A 17,305-nucleotide genomic window follows, 5' to 3' on the forward strand; every position below is an offset into this window, starting at 1 on the left:
CTGCTCAAAAACAAAGGGCTTACTCTTTCATTGTTGAATTGATTTTCAGATATAGCTGGTTCAACGGATTGACAATACTGCCGCTCAGCATAGAAATCAGCAGCCAGAACAATAGGAATACTGCGGTGTTCAATGCCAGCATGATATATTTGAACGCCCGCAGCTCTGCGTTCATGCCGTCAGCAGAGATATAGGTGACAATCTGATCCTCTGAGTCGGGCAGCGGATAGAGCAGAATTAGGCCGTCTGCTGTTTCGCGCTCCTTTAAGCCCGTTTCATTCAGGCTGCTTTTCCCCGGTGTGGCCAGCGCTGCTCCGATTTCCTTAAGACGTATCAGGGGCATATCCGCTGCCTTCAGCAGCTCCCCGTTCCCCTTCAGCAGGTAGACCTCATTCTCCCCGTAGATCGAATTCTTGTCTGACAGGTAGAAGCTGTACAGCTTGCCAATCTCCACTTCAAGGGAGAGCAGACCAAGGACCCGTCCTCCCGCATCCTGAATTTTCACTTCAAGCAGCAGACGGTCACGCAGATCCGTAGGCGCATTCATCAGCTGTTCCCGGTTCAGGACCGTCCAGCGTAAGGTCTGCTCACGATCTCCCAGGAATTGCTTCATTCCCGGGTCCTTCTTGATCTCGGTGAACGGGAGCAGCCCCGACACATTGCTGGAAGAATAAGCTGCGCCTGCTTCCCCCCAAATGTAAATGCCGAGTATATCACTGCTGGAAGAACGTATCCCTTCCAGTATCGGTGAGATGGCCCCGTCATACGCTGGTTTCTTCAGCGCTTGTTGTACCACCTGGTTATTGGAGATCAGCTTGGAGGTCTCTTCCAGCCAGTTCATGAACAGCAGTGTATTCTTATGCTGCTGGCCGGTGTACTGGACGGACAACTGCCTGAGCATATCCAGGCTCCGGTGCTCCATATTGCGGAACAGAATGAAGCTTGAAGCAGAGATATAGACCGTAATGAACAACACCAGGACGAGGCGGATGTTGCGGCCGAACGATCTGAACATAGGTTTCCCCATCCCCTTCCGGTGTTAGAGTGTACTGAGCTGAAATAAGACTAGCAGTTAAAGCCGCTAATGTCGATCTCTACTTCAAGCAAACCGGCATCCGTCTTCTGTACCTCTCCATTCGGCAGAATAACAGTAATGGCTGAGCCGGCTGTCCAGACGGCTTCCAAGTGGAACACTTCAATCTCTGCCTCGCTAGTGATCTCCCAGCTCACGGATATAAGCCCCAGCTCTGTGCTTACGGCTCCGCTGGCGTCTTGCAGCCCTCCGCAATGAGGCTGCAAGACGATGCCATCATTTTCCTGCCGGACCCCCAATATTCCTCTGGTGAATTCAGTAATCGGCAGTGCGCTCCAGGCATGGCAGTCGCTTCTGGTGTCGGCAGAGTCGATCTCGGGAAGCGTGGTCAGCCCCAGCTCCAGCTGCTTCAACCAGCGTGCCCATAGCCCGAAAGACTGGTCATACATTCCGCTAAGCTCCAGCGCGCGGAACAGATAATAGCTCATCGGCAGTGAGAGCTTAGCCATCGGCGTATGGGTCAGTACCGTTTGCAGCAGAGTCTCTCCTTCCGCAGCAGACACAGTTCCGGCCAGCACTGCCCAGACCTGCGTGTGCTGGCTAAGCTGTATCTCTGGTCCTGCCTCCGGGCTGTCGCGGAAGAACGGACCGTCCGCTTGGCGGCAGTTGTCCAATACCGCAGCGTTGACTGCGGCTTTGCGCTGGCGCAGTTCAACGGCAATCTGTGTCCAGCCGCTGGCTTCCAGCAGCTCAGCCGCTTGCCCCAGCGTAAAAGCATACATTAGACTCATAAGGGTGGCAGGTGCCTGATTCGTGCAATCCGGTGCGCCGAGCGGCCATTCTTCTACCCAGTCGTAATAATTCCAGTACTGGCGCGGAGTCCGGTCGACCAGTCCTTGCGGAGTCAGCCGCTGATCGAACCAATCCAGCACTGAGAGCATGGCTGGCCGGTAATGCTTCACCAGAGCCACATCCCTGAAGGACCTGTAGTGATCATGTATCATTCCGATCCAGTACAGAGAGAAGGAAGGAATGACCTGGGGCAGCACTGAGGGGTAGCGGCTTTGCAGCATCCCGCTTGGCAGCTGTGAGGCTCTGTAATCCTCCATAGCCCTGCGGGCCAGCCTGTCGTCTCCTGACAGCAGGTACGTAAATTCCATCATCAGCTTGGTATCCATAGTGTATTGCAGCTGTTCATAATAGGGAGTGTCCTCATAGGTCTCGTGCATACAGCGCCTGAGCGTCCGCACACTCAGCTCCCAGAGGCGGTTATACCGTTCATCCGAGCAGTGAAAGCTTCCTTGCAGCTGGAGCGGATAACCGGTCTCCCTGTAGCTGAGTCCGGTTATCCTCAGCGGTTCGTGTCCGGCATGAACCTCCAGCCTCACATAACGGAAGGTACGGAACCAGAAAGGCTCATATACTTCGGGCTGGTCTTCTGTACCGTAACCGGCTGGCCGGTAGCTGTCGTAACCGCCCCGCAATACCTGCTCCCTCATCTCATCGCGGACGGCTTTGCGGCGGATTTCCTCATCCCCTGTCTCTTCTTCGTAGCATTCGGCGTATTGGAGTGTAATGAGGCTGCCTCCGCCACCCTGGAGCTTAAGCTGCGGATAACCTGTCGTCAGCTCGGCTGCATCCAGCTCCAGCCAGAGCTGCTCTCCCGCCTGGACAAGTACACCTTGAGCAGGCACTACAATAGAAGAGGAAGTGCATCCGGCTCCATTCTTCAGCTCCAGGCTATGCCCGGCCGTGAAGAGGGCATCCCCCTCCCCGCAGCTGCTGCGCATCAGCTTCAGGAAGCATTGTTCCTGCTCATAGAGCAGCGGAACCGGACGCCGGGCCAGCTGCCAGGGGGTTAATTGACCGTATTCATCCCTTACCGGCTGCACCACCCGGGCAGCACTCCAGGCACTGTCATCATATTCCGGCAGCATCCAGTCCCGGAGTGCTGTGTCCCCTGCGGTCTCCTCCAATCCGCCCATCCAGCGCATCATCGGAAACGGGCGGAGCCGGTAGCCGTGATCCCGGATACATTTCCAGGAGGTATCTGTAGGCAGTTCCTGCACAAGCTGCCCGTCCGCTGTAATCTCCGCTTCTACAAGCAGACCGCCTTGCTCTGAACGCCATACCGATAAAGGACCGTCTTCCCCCATTTCAAAGGGAGCGGTCCCGGCATAATGAACCACAGTAACAGCAATCACATTGATTCCCGGCTGCAGGACGCCCTCCAGGCTGTATTCCTCATAATAGTGTACATGTTCATGGCCCTTGCAAGGACCGGCCCATTGGCGCTGCCCATTGACGAACAGCCTGTAGCGGCTGTCTGCGGTAATGGCCACATTCATACTGTAAGCCTTCCCGGTACCGGCTGGCAGCTCAAACACTCTGCGGAAATATACCCGCTCATGCCGCGCTTCCCTGTCCGTAGTTTCTTGCTCTTCCTGCAGCCAGATCCAGCGGGCGCTCCAGTCTCCCCATTCTTTTGCTGCCATGTTATCCCTATCTCCCTTCACCTTCATATAAACGGCATCGCCGCCCTTCAGAAGGACGGCGCCGGTGTTTGACTGCGTTTTATTTTACCTTATCGAGATAATCCCGCTGGAATTCTTCAGCCGCCTTGTCCAGGATCTTCTGCGGATCTGCATTCTTATCTGTTAGCACGGATTGCAGCACGACATCCAGCTTCTGATACAATTCCTGGGCATTGACGGGTTCCTCCGCCCGCATCCCCTTGCTGCCGTTGTCCATATAATCACGGAACATGTCCAGATTCACGTTGTTGTATTTGTCGAGAATTTTCTGTTCCTCACCTATACGCTTCTCATCGGTCCAGATCCGCAGCCCGTAAGGGCCGACGATCAATCCCTGATCGCTGAGTGTCTTCTTCTCGATATCCCAGCCGGTCAGAGCCTCCTCTGATGATTCTGGTGTGAACCCGTAGGTCTTCAGCCATTTGAATCCGGCATCAATCTGCTCTGGTGTTACATTCGGCGAGAACATATACAGGCCGCCCCCCAGCAGGGTAACAGGTTGTCCAATCGGTCCTACAGGCAGTGCTGACATGGCAATATTGTCCTTGGACATCTTGGTCTGCTGCTGGATGACCGGAGGCCAGTCGTTGGTGCCGAAGCTCATGGCAACCTGATCGGTGCCGAGCATACGGAACATGTCATTGGTCACATCCACCAGATTGTTATCCGGCAGCACATTGTATTTCCATTTCAAATCCTTAACATATTGCAGAGCTGCAGCCGCCTCGGGAGAATTGAATACAGCCTTCCATTTACCGTCAACCTGCTTCTCGAATTCCGCACCGTAAGCCCAGGCAATATTCATGAACATCCAGCCGCCCTGGCCGCTCTTCGTCGGCAGGAACATTCCGGCTTTGCCGGTCTTTTGCTTGATGATCTGCGCAGTTTCCGCCAGCTCCTCATATGTTTTGGGGAACTTCGGAATCCCCTTATCATCCAGAAGGCCCGCTTCCTTGAAAAGATTCACATTGTAGAGCATGCCGATGACATAGCCGTCCTTCGGAATCCCGTAATACTTGCCGTCCTTGGTCACCATTTTTAGAAGATCCGGGTTAATGGCCTTGTCATATCCATACTTCTTCATCATGTCCGTGATATCCGCTGCGTAATTAGCTTTGATGATTTTGCTTGTTTCGGTGAAAAAGGTCTCATATACCGTTGGAAGCTGCCCGCTCGCAGCTTTAGGCAGGAACGAGCTGACGTCGTAGCCCCATTCATCCTTATCCACCGTAATGTTCGGATAATTAGTTTTCATCTTCGCCATGAGCTGTTCATACTGGGCGATCTTGGCTTCCTCATTCGGCTTCGGCCAGTTACTGACCTTAATCGTAACCTGTTTGCCGGCTGCTGCATTTCCGCTCCCGCCTGTTTTCCCTTCATTGGAGCCGCCGCAGCCGGCCAGTCCGGCAGTAAGCAGCAGTGTGAGCGCCAGTGTTGCGGTTAGTTTCTTGGTGTGTGCCATTCTCAATGTAATTCCCCCTAGAATTATTCTTATAGCAATTCTGCATTTTGTAAAGCGCTTTCTTTAATTCTGAGATCATCTTACCATGCGCCCTTTAGAGCGCCCTACGGGGCAAAACTGTGAAATGGTTTGTGATCGGGTGACATTAACCTTTGATGCTGCCGCCGAAGGCTTGCCCGTTCATAATGTACCTTTGGAAAAAAATAAACAGCAGAATCGGCGGCAGAATAGCAAACGTCAGGGCAATAAACTGAATGTCCTGCGGTAATGTCGCTTTCAAATTATAGATGGCCACAATGACCGACCAGGTCGATTTATCCTTCAGTACCATGAAGGGCCAGAAGAAATCCTGCCATACACTATTCATCGTAAGGATCGTAATCGTAGCCATGACCGGGCCGCTGAGCGGAAGGATCACCCGGATAAAGATGCCGATGGTGCTCGCTCCGTCTATCTTGGCCGCTTCCAGCAGTGCCTGTGGAATAGAGTCGAAGAAGTTCTTGAAGATCAGAATCACCACCGGATTCACAGCAGCCATGAACCACATCGGCCAGAAGGTATTGGTCAGATTCACATGCAGCAGCGGAAAATCAATCAGGTTCTTGAACAGCGGCACCATTCCCACCGTATTCGGAACCATCATCGTCCATACAATCAGCACGAACAAGAGCGCGCTCCCGCGCGGCTTCAGCTTGGAGAAGAAATACCCGGCCAGCCCGTTAAAGGTAAGACAGAACAGTACAGAACCGGCAGCCAGGTAAGCGGTATTCAGATAGTAACTGAGAAAATTGAACTCCTGCCAGGTCTCCCACAGCTTGCTGATATCAAAGGTGCGGGGAATCAAGGTAGGCGGAATCGCATAGAACTCCTTAATGTCCTTCAGGCTTGAGACCATAATCCAGACGGGAGGCAGGATACAGACGGCGGCGAGCGCAAGCATCAGAAGGAACAAGCTCCAGTAGAGCAGTCGCACCCAGGGTGATCTGTATTCAATATTGCCGATAATGCCGTAAGCTTCATTTGTTTTCATGGCTTCTACTCCCTGTTCAATTTCTTATCCAGCCTGAAATAAATAACGGTAAGCACCATCAGGATAAGAAAAGTAATAACCCCCAGCGCCATGGAATGGCCTGCTTCAAAACTCCGGAACGCATAATAATAGCTTTGGAGCATCAACGTCATTGAGGCATTATTCGGTCCGCCCTCAGTCATGACCAGCGGTTCATTGAAGATCTGAAATACCCCGCTGATCTGCAGAATCATCATCAGTCCGATCATGCTGGAGATTTGCGGAAGGGTAATGCTTCTGAAGCGCCGCCATACATTGGCCCCGTCGATCGAAGCTGCTTCATACAGATCATGATTGATGCTCTGAAGGCTTGCCAGATAGAGCAGCACCGTCCCTCCGAAATTCCGCCAGGTGATTGTGAATATAATCAGCATAATGGTCATCTTCGGGTCCTGGAGCCACTGCTGTACCGGGAAGCCCAAGGCACTGAGCATACTATTCAGCAGACCGCCTTCTCCGGGCTCAAACAGGAACATCCATAACATTGAAGCGGCAATACCGGGAACCATACTTGGAAAAAAGACGGAAAAACGGAAAAATGACTTCCCGTGTCTGAGTTCATTAATCACAACAGCGACTACAATCGGGACGGCAAAGCCGATCAGCAGCGACCAGATCACATACATAAATGAATTGGTCAGCGTCTGCTGAAATGCCGAATTCTGAATCACATCCTTGTAGTTCTGCAGTCCGGCAAAACTAACGGCATTATAACCCTCGGTGTTGAAAAAAGAGAGCACAATCCCTTTGACGAGCGGTTGCCAGGAAAAAAAGAAAAAGACAAACACTGTTGGCACTATCAGTATCCAGGATGACCAATCTCTGAGCAGACGCCGCACAGGATTCCCGTTCTTCTTCTTAGCCATAAAAGGCTGTGGTTCAGTGATTCTTCCAATCATGCTCCTGTCCTTCCTTCCTCCCGAAGCTATTGATTCACTCGGGTCAGGCGTTGTATCGGTGTTATACCTAAATGATAGCGCTTCCTCCTGAAACCTGAAATCCGGTAACCCTGCGAAAGCGTTTGTAAAGCTACGTATTACTCAGGCTTCAGACAGCCCGGAGCTGATGCACAGCACAGCCGCTTCCGCGCGGAAGGCCTCGCTAGCCGGATTAGGCTGTTCCTCCAGAATGCGGAGAAGCGACTGCGGCTCTACACCCGGCTGCGGCACCCGAGAAGGTGAGACTTCGGTCCAGTCCAGTTCGCCCCTCAGCCTGTAGGTTAGCCCGTACAGATAATAACCTGCACTTAATCCGTCAGTGGATGGGCTTATCCCCTCCTGCCATGAGCAGACTTCAAGGGGATGCCGCTTGTCCGGCAATACCCCGGACGCAAGGGTGATGCGCTTGTTTATGATCACTTGCTTGTTCTGTTCCCATGCCTGCTGATCCAGGCTCTCCAGCTCCAGCCGGTATTCCATGCCTTGCTCTCCATACAGTGTCCAAGCTACCGGACTGCCTGCGGGTACTAACTTCGGTGCCTCCAGAAAAACCGGCTGATGGGCCGGACTGAACCGTTCAGCCTGTTCCCATTCCCCTGCAGCCGGACTGCGTCTGCGGTAATGCACCGTCCCGGTGAAGTCAAGCTCCTGATCCTGCAGCAGAGCCTTCAGGCATAGGGCTGCCTGTTCGTAAAGATCCGTACAGTTGTTATGGCCGAAACGGTAGCCAATCTCATGACGCAGCGGAATGCCATAGCTTCGGACCTGTGCGGCAAAAGCAAAGCTGAACCGGCTCAGAGTGAAGGCATCATGTGTCCCGTGGTTGATCAGCAGCTTCGTACCGCCCGCCTTCAGCCCCGACAGGAAGAACTCGGATTCCAGTCCGGCAGTTTCCTTCAGACGGCCAGGGTCACTTTCGCCTGTAAGTGTCCACAGAAGAGTCTCAATTGCGGTACTGCCGGTCTCCGGATGCCTCCAGTTATCCTTCCAGATATCGCGGTAACCGGTGTCCACCTCTGCTACATGCCAGATCAGCGGGCAGGCGCCTTCCGCATACTCACGGGTAAGTCCGTTAAGAATCAGCGGCGGTGCATAGCATAGTGTGTAACGTACCCGGTAAGGCAGCCGGTGCGGGTTGCCTCCGGCCAGCAGTGCTGTCAATCCGCCGCGTGAACCTCCTACTGCCACTACCTGGTCTGCATCACCGCCATAGTGGTCCCGGGCTCTGGCAATTGCCGCCCCGATCCCTCCATAGATTGAGCCTTGCAGGGAACGGCTTCCGATGTAGCCTCCCCCGTTCCAGAGAATGCCAACCACTCCCTGGCCCGTGCTGGCCAGCGTCTTGCCTATGATCTCCAGAAAGGAAGGTCCCACGGTACTGAAGGTGTTCTCATTGGCGTCGTAATAACCATTGAACAGCAGCGGATACCTCTTGGCGTTCGCCCGATTCCAATAAGGCGGGAGAAGATAGGAAGCCAGGCTATGGCGGTTCTCCGAAACCAGCAGACTGTTGCTGATCAGCTGGAATACAGGTGCATCATCTACCAGTGCCCCTTCTTCTCTGGATTCATTAATGAAGACCACAGGATATCCGAAGGTCTTGAGCATACGGTCACTCAAGGATACCGCAACCAAATCATCGACTGCATAGAGACTGTAGCGGTCCCCGATGTAGTGCTCGAATTGGGGAGTTTTCAGTGTTTTCTCCGCTTCACCTTCCCCAAACAGCTCATAATCTTCAGTGTTATATACATAAGGGCTGTCCGCGTCGCTGTTATATAGCCTTACATGCTCGGAAATAACCTGCTCCCCCGCTTCGTCCATGCGCAGCTTTCCAATGCCGTCTGTTCCTCCATAGCGGAACCTGCCTCCTCCCTCTGCTGAATGGTTATCCCAGTGCGATACGACTGGAAACATATTGGTAAGCAGCGGGCTGACAAGTACGAACACGCCTTCAGCTGTATTGCTGTTCCCTGCTGATTCAGCTTCAACTTCAACGGTATCTTCATACAGGGTGGACCACTTTGCGTTAAGGTAGGTCACCTCGCCGCTGCGCTGACAGGCCAGCTTCAGAATGGAGTGATGCCGTCTTAAATACTCCGCCACTGCCCGGCTTACCGGAATGGTGACGGGCTCATGCCCGCCGGCTTGAACGTACCGGCTTAGCGGTACGAATGGCCCTGGTACAAAACACAATGGTTTACTCATGATTCTCCTGTCCTCCATCCGGTTTGCTTGTGCCCTGGGCACTCAGGAACGATTTGAATTGAATATCCGGCAGGTCATCGGAGATGCTGTGATTCTCCCCTGCCAGGAATCCTCCCGCCTGCTTCGGCGTACAGGTCACCGTCACCGTTCTTGCCTCACCCGGGAACAAGGTCAGGAACTGCTCGTCTGCTTCCAGCCAGTAGCGGTTCCCCTCCTCTTCAGCATGTACATGCAGCAACGCTTCACTGCCTGTATTAGCTACCGTGAAGCTGGCTTGCAGATTCGGCTCTCCAGTAACAGCGGGCAGCCATCTATTCTCCTGGCGTACCTGAAGATTGCCGCCTGTAAGCGTTAACGCTGATGCGTACAGATGCTGCCTGGCGGTAGAGAATACATATACATTCTGCTGCGGTTCTTCTTCACAGTTCACGAAGGACAATCTGACGAAATATAACCGGTCCTCCTGCTCAGGTACTGTGAAATTCAGGCTCCCGGCGCAGACTGCCCGGTCTCTGTCTCCTCGGATTACGAATTTTTGCCGGTGCAAGCTCCGGCCCGCAGCATCCAAGACCTCCGCATCCGCTTCAAACCTGTCCCCTTCCCAGCCATGTACATATACATCTCCGTGGAAACCGGTACCGGGTGTAAGCAGCAGACTCCGGTAGTCCAGCGATACATGCAGTGGACGGAAGGCTATCTTCATCCAGTGGTAGGCCATCTTCGGTTCACCATAATAATCGACCAGATTGGTACAGGACACGTTCGGCCAGGGTTCGTTGAGCTGCCAGACAATACTTCCGCTGTTCCGGAACTTGCGCCGCCGGTTGGCCTCCAGCACGAAGCGGATGCCCTCCGCCTGAATCCACTGGCTGCAGGCGGAGAATTGTGCCAGATCCGTCAGGCTGCCGAATATTTCTTCATCCCGGCTCAGCGTATCCCACCACTCCCCGTGATGTCTCCAGACTGCACTATTCTCCATGGAGACCGGCTGGCGGCTGTCTGCCCCCAGGAACTTCTCCAGACTCTTGAGTGAGCTCAGCCCGTCTGCCCCGAATTCACTGTGCAGCAGATTGTCGTTGCTGCCGTATAACTCGTAGTGATACGGGTTACCCATGTACTTCCAGTGACCATGAACATCATGTCCCTGGCCCTTAGTCTCGGTAATATACTCCACCGGACCCGAAGCCGAGGTTGGAAGGAACAGCCGCTGCGGATCATACTGCTCGACCAGTTCCTTCAGCATCGCCAGATTGGAATCGCTTAAGTCCGAAGGCTTATTCGGCTCGCTCATTAACTCATTGCCGCCGCTCCATATCGTCATGGCGACATGATTGCGCTTCGCCTTGAGTGCTGAGCGGGCGGACCTGCGCAGCAGTTCAAGGAACTCCGGCTGCTTGGAAGGAATATTGTCAATTCCCGAGCTCGACTGGATGAATTCCTGCCAGACCATAATGCCGTTCGCATCGCATAGGTCATAGAAGACCTGCTTCTCAATGATCCCGCCGCCCCATACCCGGACAAGATTAACATGAGCCGCTCTCATTAAACGGACCATCAGCTGATACTGTTCAACGGATACATTTCCGTAGAGATGGTCCAGAGGGGTCATATTCACCCCTTTCATGTAGATCCTGCGGCGGTTGATTACCACCGTGTAGGGCAGAGCATTGTCAGGACTGTCAACGTTGCGGATATAATCAAGCTTGCGGATTCCGGTTCTTATAACCCGCGTATCCAGCTCCTCCCCGGCTTCATCCAGCAGCTTCAGTTCAAGGCTGTAGAGCGGCTGCGCTCCGTAACCGTTCGGATACCATAGCTCCGGTTCAGGGATATCCAGCGCGGTCTTGAGCATCGCTCCAGCACAGACGGGATGCGTCTGCATCAGCAGCAGATTACCTCCGGGATCAGAGCAGGTGATATTCGCCGTCAGTTTCCGGGCAGATTCAACTCCAGCCAAGGATGGGACGGCTGCCTGTATTTCAATCCTGCCAGTAACCTGAGTGCTGCCGTCCTCTTCAAACTCAGCATCGGTTGTGATGGACATTTCGCCCCACGAGTAATCCTCATGTATCCTTAGCAACACATCATCCCAGATTCCAACGTTAACCAGCCGGGTAGAGAAATCCCACTTATAATTGAAACGGCTCTTTTGCGTGAAGGTGGCCGAGGTTTTGCCGATTTGCCCCATTTCATCGGGCGCCTGCTTCAGAAGCACGGAAATTTCAAGGTTCTCCCGGACGGAGAGCAGCTCTGTGACATCAAACACAGCCGGCTCAAACATTCCCGTATGCTCCCCAAGCAGGATATGATCAGCGTATACCGCTGCTTCATAATCGAGTCCCTGGAAGACCAGCTCCACTCTCGCCCCCTTCAACTCTGGTTGCTGCAAGGTCGTACGGTACACCCACCAGCGATTCTCTACCCATTCGCAGCTCAAGCTGTTCAAGTCTTCATAGGGATTGGCAATCAAGCCCTGTCTGTAGAGATCGTAATGAACTCCCCCCGGCACCGTTGCCGGCATCCAGCCGGTGACCCCCATTAATTCCTGGCCAAGCTCCATACTTGTACCCTTCAGCGGCACCCAAGGCCAGTATCCTTTGACTTCCCAGTTCATTTCATTCAGCAGAATTTCCTTCATAGCTTCTCCCGTCCCCCCCAAACCCTGATAATGTGGCGCTGTGTATAGCCAAGAACGGCTCTGGCGCCAGCCCGTTAATGCGCTTACAATCCACAATGCTCACCGTTTCATTACCAATGATAGCACCGGGTTCCCGAATCCGAAGGCCCCCAAATCTGTGAAATCGTTTGTGAATCTGCTCAATTGCGGACAAACCTATAACTTCTTACCTTCACACAAAAAAATGCTCCCAAACTGCATGGGAGCATTTCTCTTATATGCGTTAATTATGAAGTCACTCAGTTAACCGACTTATCATACTGCAGGTAGACGACATGCGTCTGCAGGTACTCGTTCAAGCCGTGCTTGCCGTCAGCGCCGCCGATGCCCGATTTTCTCCAGCCTGCATGGAAGCCCTGCATCGCTTCGAAATTCTCGCGGTTGATGTACGTCTCCCCGTATTTCAGCCGCTTGATGACTTTCATGGCAACATTCAGATTCTGCGTATATAGCGATGAGGTTAAGCCGAACTCACTGTCATTCGCGAGGGCAATCGCCTCATCCAGGGTAGAGAATGAAATGACGGGGATGACCGGACCGAAAATCTCATCCTGCACAATCTCCATCTCATTCGTAGCATCTGTGATCACTGTCGGCTCGAAGAAGCTGCCGGTTCCTTCTACCTTTTTACCGCCCAGGGCAATCTTAGCCCCTTCCTGAACGGCCCGGTCCACCTTCTGCTGCACCGATTCCTGCGCCGCCTTGTTGATGAGCGGTCCCATCTGGATGTCCGTGTCCTTAAGCGGGTCTCCGTACTTCACGGCCTTCATCGCTTCAACCAGCCGAGTGGTGAACTCCTCCTTGATCTCTTCATGGACATAGACACGCTCCGCACAGTTGCAGACCTGACCTGTATTAATGACCCGGGAAGCCACAATCGCCTGAACAGCCAGCTCCAGGTCGGCATCCTTCATTACGATAGCAGGCGCTTTACCGCCCAGCTCCAAGCTGACCTTGATGATATTCTCAGCCGCCGCCTCCATAACCTTCTGCCCTGCCGGTACGCTGCCTGTAAGACTAACCATGCCTACCTTGGCATTACTGGACAGCTCGTTGCCCACTTCCGTACCTCTGCCAGTAATAAGGTTGAATACCCCCTTAGGCAATCCGGCCTGATCCACGATCCGGCTGAACGCCATGGCATTGTTTGGAGATTCCGCGCTGGGCTTCACGACAATCGTGTTGCCGGTGATGAGCGCCGGGGCCATTTTCCTCGCGATCAGGAAGAACGGGAAGTTCCAGGGCAGAATGCCCGTGGTGACGCCAATCGCTCTTTTGAATACAAAAATATGCTCATTATCACGGTCGCTCTGCACGATCTCCCCTTCATAACGCCGTGCCCATTCCGCCATATAGTCCAAATAATCCGCAGTGAAATGAACCTCTACGGTGGATAATTCCAGGGTCTTGCCGACTTCCTCCGAGATCAGCCTGGCGATGCTGTCCGCCTCTGCCCGAATGCCGTCAGCAATCGCATGCAAATACTTGCCGCGCTCTACCGCCGGAGTCTCCTCCCACGCTGCCTGGGCCTGCTCCGCTGCATCAATGGCACGTATAACATCATTTCTGGTTGCCTTAGGAACCTGTGAGATGACTTCATCGGTTGCCGGATTGGTCACTTCCATCCACTCTTTGCCTTCGGATTCCGTAAATTGGCCGTTGATATACATCAAATGCTTGGTCACTGTTCATCCCCCTCAAGGTAGATTATCCCATTGTAGATTATTCCATTTCTCCAATTACCCACCCATAGTGTAAACGCTATCAATATTTATTGTCAATAAGTTTCACATTTTTTATTTGTTTTTGTGTTGTTTTTCATTGACTTGTTGAGTTAAGCTGTGAGTATAAGTTTTCATTGATGGGAGGGATGGGAGTGCGAGTCAGTATTTTTTCCACTTGTCTGGTAGATCTTATGGCTCCGAACGCCGGTATTGCCATGGTGGAGGTGCTAGAGCGGCTCGGCTGCGAGATTGATTACCCCGCTTCACAGGTCTGCTGCGGCCAGCCTACGTACAACAGCGGTTACTTGCAGGAATCTAAGCTTGCTATGCAGAACATGATGCTGGCCTTCGAGGCTTCGGATTATGTTGTAGGTCCGTCCGGTTCCTGCATCGCTATGTTTCATGAATATCCGAAGATCTTCAGCGGTGACCCGGACTGGGAATTGAAAGCGGTTGCGCTAAAAGAAAAATCGTATGAACTCACCCAGTTCATTGTAAAAGTGCTGGGTGTCACTGATGTCGGTGCCACGCTCGAAGGTACGGCCACCTACCACCGCTCCTGCCATATGACGAGGCTGCTGGGCGAGAAGGAGACTCCCTTCCAGCTGCTGGAGCAGGTGAAGGGACTGAAGCTTGAGCCGCTTAAGAACAGCGACAACTGCTGCGGATTCGGCGGAACTTTTGCAGTGAAGATGCCTGAAATCTCCGGGCAGATGGCCGATGAGAAATGCGGCTGTGTGCTGGATACCGGAGCGAATATCCTGATCAGTGCAGATATGGGCTGCCTGATGAACATCGGCGGGCGCCTGTCCCGCAAGGGTGAGCCGGTACGGGTGATGCATATTGCAGAGGTGCTGAACCAGCATACGCAAAGGGGGGAACTGACTTGAGCCTGCAAACGGATTCACGTAACTTCAGCGAGCGGACCTCGGAGGGCCTTGGGGATTCCTTCATGCGCAGTGCCGTGGGGGCGGCACAGGACAGCCTTAAGACTAGGCGGCTGACCGCGGCTACCGCATTAGGAGATTGGGAGAAGTGGCGGTCGGTCGGCCAGCTTATCCGTCAGCATACGCTGGCGAATCTGGATTTTTATCTGGAGCAGCTTGCGGATAATATTGAGCGGCAAGGCGGACATATCTATTTTGCCGCAACCAAGGAAGAGGCCAGCAGTTATATACGGGATGTTATTGTACGCAAGCAGGCGACGCGAATCGTCAAATCCAAGTCCATGGTTACTGAGGAGATTGAACTGAACCGTGTGCTGCTTGAAGCCGGTTGCGAGCTGATTGAGACCGATCTGGGAGAGTACATTCTGCAAATGGATGACTGGGACCCTCCCTCCCATATCGTAGCCCCTGCACTGCATAAAGACCGGGAGCAGATCAGACGCGTCTTCGCAGAGAAGCTCGGATATACCGGCGACGAGACGCCGGAGAAACTGGCCGGGTTCGCCCGCACCGTCCTGCGCCAGAAGTTCCTGGATGCGGAGGTCGGGATTACGGGCTGTAATTTCGCCATCGCCAACCTGGGCGCAATTAATCTCGTCACGAATGAAGGGAACGGAGATCTCACCGCTGCGATCCCCAAGACGCATATCGCAGTTATGGGCATGGAGCGGATTGTGCCGACCCTGGAGGAAATGGAGATCCTGGATAATCTGCTCTGCCGCAGTGCTGTCGGCCAGAAGCTGACCAGCTATATCACGGTCATGGGTCCCTCAGCGGCGGGTGAGACCGACGGGCCGGAGGAATTCCATCTGGTGGTCGTCGATAACGGCCGCTCCGATATTCTCGGGAGTGAATTCAACGAAGCCTTACAGTGTATCCGCTGCGGTGCCTGTCTGAATGTCTGTCCGGTCTACCGTCATATCGGCGGTCATGCTTACGGCTCGATCTATCCGGGGCCGATTGGGGCAGTCATAACCCCGCTGCTTGGCGGTTATGACGATTATAAGGAGCTTCCGTATGCGTCCAGTCTCTGCGGGGCGTGTACCGATGTCTGCCCAGTAAAAATCCCGCTGCATGAGCAGCTCATTATGCACCGTCAGAACATAGTGAAGCAGAAGAGAACCGGCGCTGCTGACCGATTCCAGATGAAGGCAGCCGCCAAGCTGCTCTCCTCCCCTGCCTTGTTCGGCAAAACCCTCAGACTAGCTCATTCCGCCAGCCGGATCATGAGCAAGCACGGACGTATTGTACGGGGGCCGGCAATTATTCAGGGGTGGATTCATTCGCGCGACCTGAAGCAGCCCGTCAAGCCGCAGGACAGCTTCCGGGTGTGGTTGGAGAAGCGCAAAGGAGGGGCAGAGCAATGACAGCATCCGCGAACACGAATATGAAGATGAATACGAATAAGGAGGCTTTTCTGAATACCATTGCCGCCAAACTGGGCCGGGCACGGAAGTCAGAGGTTCAGCGGCCTGCGATCCAGGAGTTCATTCCTGACAGCTACGGCGCGCTTACCCAGGAGGATCTTGTAGAGATGCTTAAGGAGCAATGCTTCTTCATCCACACTCAGGTAATCGAAACGACGCGGGAGCTGCTGCAGAGAACGTTAGATGATCTGTTAGAGGCAAATGGCGGCGGGAACGTGATGACTTCCGGTGATCCCCGGTTCAGGGAGTACGGGCTGGCCTTTCCGGATGCTGCCGTATGGGAGGAAGCGGCGGGACGGGCGGAGAATATCAGGCGTGCTGAATCGGCGAATACAGCCATTGTCTTCGCCGACTGCGCACTTGCGGAATCTGGAACGGTTGTGGTGGAGAGCCGCCCCGATCAGGGACGGTCGCTCCATTTCCTCCCCGCCCATTATATTGCGGTGATTGAACGTGAACGGCTGGTGCTTCGCTCAACGGATGCCGCCGCAGCGTTTAACCGTAGAATTCAGGCGGGAGAACCGGTGGGTTCATCGATTAATTTCATCTCCGGTCCCTCCAATTCCGCAGATATTGAAATGAAGCTGGTGGTCGGGGTGCATGGACCGCTGAGGGCTACTTATGTGCTTATTTAGAACGAATTCTGTCCCTTAAGGACGGTATAGCAGCGATTCTACACGTAGTCCGTGACGTCAAACTCTCTATCCTTGTAATAATATTTCCGGTCCTCCTCCGTGATCTCACGGACAATTCTGCACGGGCTGCCTACGGCGATCACATTATCGGGGATATCCTTGGTCACCACACTGCCTGCCCCGATGACTACGTTGTTCCCGATGGTTACGCCCGGATTCACAATGACATTGCCGCCGATCCACACATTGTTGCCGATGGTGATGGCAATCCCGTATTCATAGCCTGAATTCCGGGAATCGGGATGGATGGATGGCCCGCTGTGTAAAGCGATACATTCGGAGCGAACATAACATTCTCGCCGATGACCACCTTGCCTACATCGAGAATCGTACAGTTGAAATTGGCATAGAAATTATTCCCTACAGTGATATTCGATCCATAATCGCAGCGGAAGGGAGTCTCAATATGCACAAGCTCCCCCGTCTTGCCCAAAAGCCTGCGGATCAGCCCGTCTCTCTCCTCATGAGCGTCTGGAGAAAGTGAATTGAGCTGGTGAACCAGCAGCCTGGCGGCTGTCCGCTCTTCGGTTAATCCGTCCAGCCACGCTTTATAGGGCAATCCTGCGAGCATTCTATCTTTTTGATTCATTA

The 17,305-nt window shown here is 53.6% G+C and carries 11 protein-coding genes and 1 pseudogene; 3 read left to right on the plus strand and 9 right to left on the minus strand.

Features of this window, described 5'->3' with window-relative positions:
- Positions 1 to 19: 19 nt before the first annotated feature.
- The 8 genes from MKY96_RS12655 to aldA all read right to left on the minus strand — a co-directional run bounded on the left by MKY96_RS12655 (position 20) and on the right by aldA (position 13,606).
- Positions 20 to 1,015, minus strand: a complete 996-nt coding sequence (locus tag MKY96_RS12655) for a cache domain-containing protein (protein WP_340940798.1) — start codon at positions 1,013 to 1,015, stop codon at positions 20 to 22.
- Between the two features lie 50 nt (positions 1,016 to 1,065).
- Positions 1,066 to 3,528 (minus strand): alpha-L-rhamnosidase-related protein, encoded by a 2,463-nt coding sequence (locus MKY96_RS12660; protein WP_340940799.1) that lies wholly within the window; start codon positions 3,526 to 3,528, stop codon positions 1,066 to 1,068.
- Positions 3,529 to 3,607: 79 nt separating this feature from the next.
- A complete protein-coding gene (locus MKY96_RS12665) occupies positions 3,608 to 5,035 on the minus strand; it encodes an ABC transporter substrate-binding protein (protein ID WP_340940800.1) in 1,428 nt (475 codons plus the stop codon).
- Between the two features lie 139 nt (positions 5,036 to 5,174).
- Positions 5,175 to 6,059 (minus strand): carbohydrate ABC transporter permease, encoded by an 885-nt coding sequence (locus MKY96_RS12670; RefSeq protein ID WP_340940801.1) that lies wholly within the window; start codon positions 6,057 to 6,059, stop codon positions 5,175 to 5,177.
- Between the two features lie 5 nt (positions 6,060 to 6,064).
- Positions 6,065 to 6,997 (minus strand): carbohydrate ABC transporter permease, encoded by a 933-nt coding sequence (locus MKY96_RS12675; protein ID WP_340940803.1) that lies wholly within the window; start codon positions 6,995 to 6,997, stop codon positions 6,065 to 6,067.
- 141 nt (positions 6,998 to 7,138) lie between these two features.
- A complete protein-coding gene (locus MKY96_RS12680) occupies positions 7,139 to 9,244 on the minus strand; it encodes an alpha/beta hydrolase family protein (protein WP_340940804.1) in 2,106 nt (701 codons plus the stop codon).
- The gene (locus MKY96_RS12685; RefSeq protein WP_340940806.1) at positions 9,237 to 11,882 is read right to left on the minus strand and encodes a glycoside hydrolase family 2 protein; all 2,646 of its coding nucleotides are present in this window, start codon (positions 11,880 to 11,882) and stop codon (positions 9,237 to 9,239) included. The genes MKY96_RS12680 and MKY96_RS12685 overlap by 8 nt, the downstream gene beginning before the upstream one ends.
- Positions 11,883 to 12,160: 278 nt before the next feature.
- Positions 12,161 to 13,606, minus strand: a complete 1,446-nt coding sequence (gene aldA, locus MKY96_RS12690; RefSeq protein WP_340940808.1) for an aldehyde dehydrogenase — start codon at positions 13,604 to 13,606, stop codon at positions 12,161 to 12,163.
- A gap of 191 nt (positions 13,607 to 13,797) precedes the next feature.
- Here aldA and MKY96_RS12695 point away from each other — a divergent pair, with 191 nt between their 5' ends.
- The 3 genes from MKY96_RS12695 to MKY96_RS12705 are packed head-to-tail and all read left to right on the plus strand — an operon-like array spanning position 13,798 to position 16,654.
- The gene (locus MKY96_RS12695) at positions 13,798 to 14,535 is read left to right on the plus strand and encodes a (Fe-S)-binding protein (protein WP_340940810.1); all 738 of its coding nucleotides are present in this window, start codon (positions 13,798 to 13,800) and stop codon (positions 14,533 to 14,535) included.
- On the plus strand, positions 14,532 to 15,959 hold the full coding sequence (locus MKY96_RS12700) for a LutB/LldF family L-lactate oxidation iron-sulfur protein (protein WP_340940811.1): 1,428 nt from the start codon (positions 14,532 to 14,534) through the stop codon (positions 15,957 to 15,959). The genes MKY96_RS12695 and MKY96_RS12700 overlap by 4 nt, the downstream gene beginning before the upstream one ends.
- Positions 15,956 to 16,654 (plus strand): LutC/YkgG family protein, encoded by a 699-nt coding sequence (locus MKY96_RS12705; protein WP_340940813.1) that lies wholly within the window; start codon positions 15,956 to 15,958, stop codon positions 16,652 to 16,654. The genes MKY96_RS12700 and MKY96_RS12705 overlap by 4 nt, the downstream gene beginning before the upstream one ends.
- A 38-nt stretch (positions 16,655 to 16,692) precedes the next feature.
- On the opposite strand, the pseudogene MKY96_RS12710 reads toward MKY96_RS12705, so the two are convergent.
- Positions 16,693 to 17,303, minus strand: a pseudogene (locus tag MKY96_RS12710) (sugar O-acetyltransferase).
- Positions 17,304 to 17,305 lie beyond the last annotated feature (2 nt).

The organism is Paenibacillus sp. FSL R7-0302 (assembly GCF_038006885.1).
Lineage (GTDB): Bacteria > Bacillota > Bacilli > Paenibacillales > Paenibacillaceae > Paenibacillus_AQ.

What these genes read in the sequence shown, in the direction of transcription:
- MKY96_RS12680 (WP_340940804.1), bottom strand. Translation starts at nt 9,244, where the DNA reads ATGAGTAAACCATTGTGTTTTGTACCAGGGCCATTCGTACCGCTAAGC.
- MKY96_RS12660 (WP_340940799.1), bottom strand. Translation starts at nt 3,528, where the DNA reads ATGGCAGCAAAAGAATGGGGAGACTGGAGCGCCCGCTGGATCTGGCTG.
- MKY96_RS12705 (WP_340940813.1), top strand. Translation starts at nt 15,956, where the DNA reads ATGACAGCATCCGCGAACACGAATATGAAGATGAATACGAATAAGGAG.
- MKY96_RS12670 (WP_340940801.1), bottom strand. Translation starts at nt 6,059, where the DNA reads ATGAAAACAAATGAAGCTTACGGCATTATCGGCAATATTGAATACAGA.
- MKY96_RS12685 (WP_340940806.1), bottom strand. Translation starts at nt 11,882, where the DNA reads ATGAAGGAAATTCTGCTGAATGAAATGAACTGGGAAGTCAAAGGATAC.
- MKY96_RS12655 (WP_340940798.1), bottom strand. Translation starts at nt 1,015, where the DNA reads ATGTTCAGATCGTTCGGCCGCAACATCCGCCTCGTCCTGGTGTTGTTC.
- MKY96_RS12675 (WP_340940803.1), bottom strand. Translation starts at nt 6,997, where the DNA reads ATGATTGGAAGAATCACTGAACCACAGCCTTTTATGGCTAAGAAGAAG.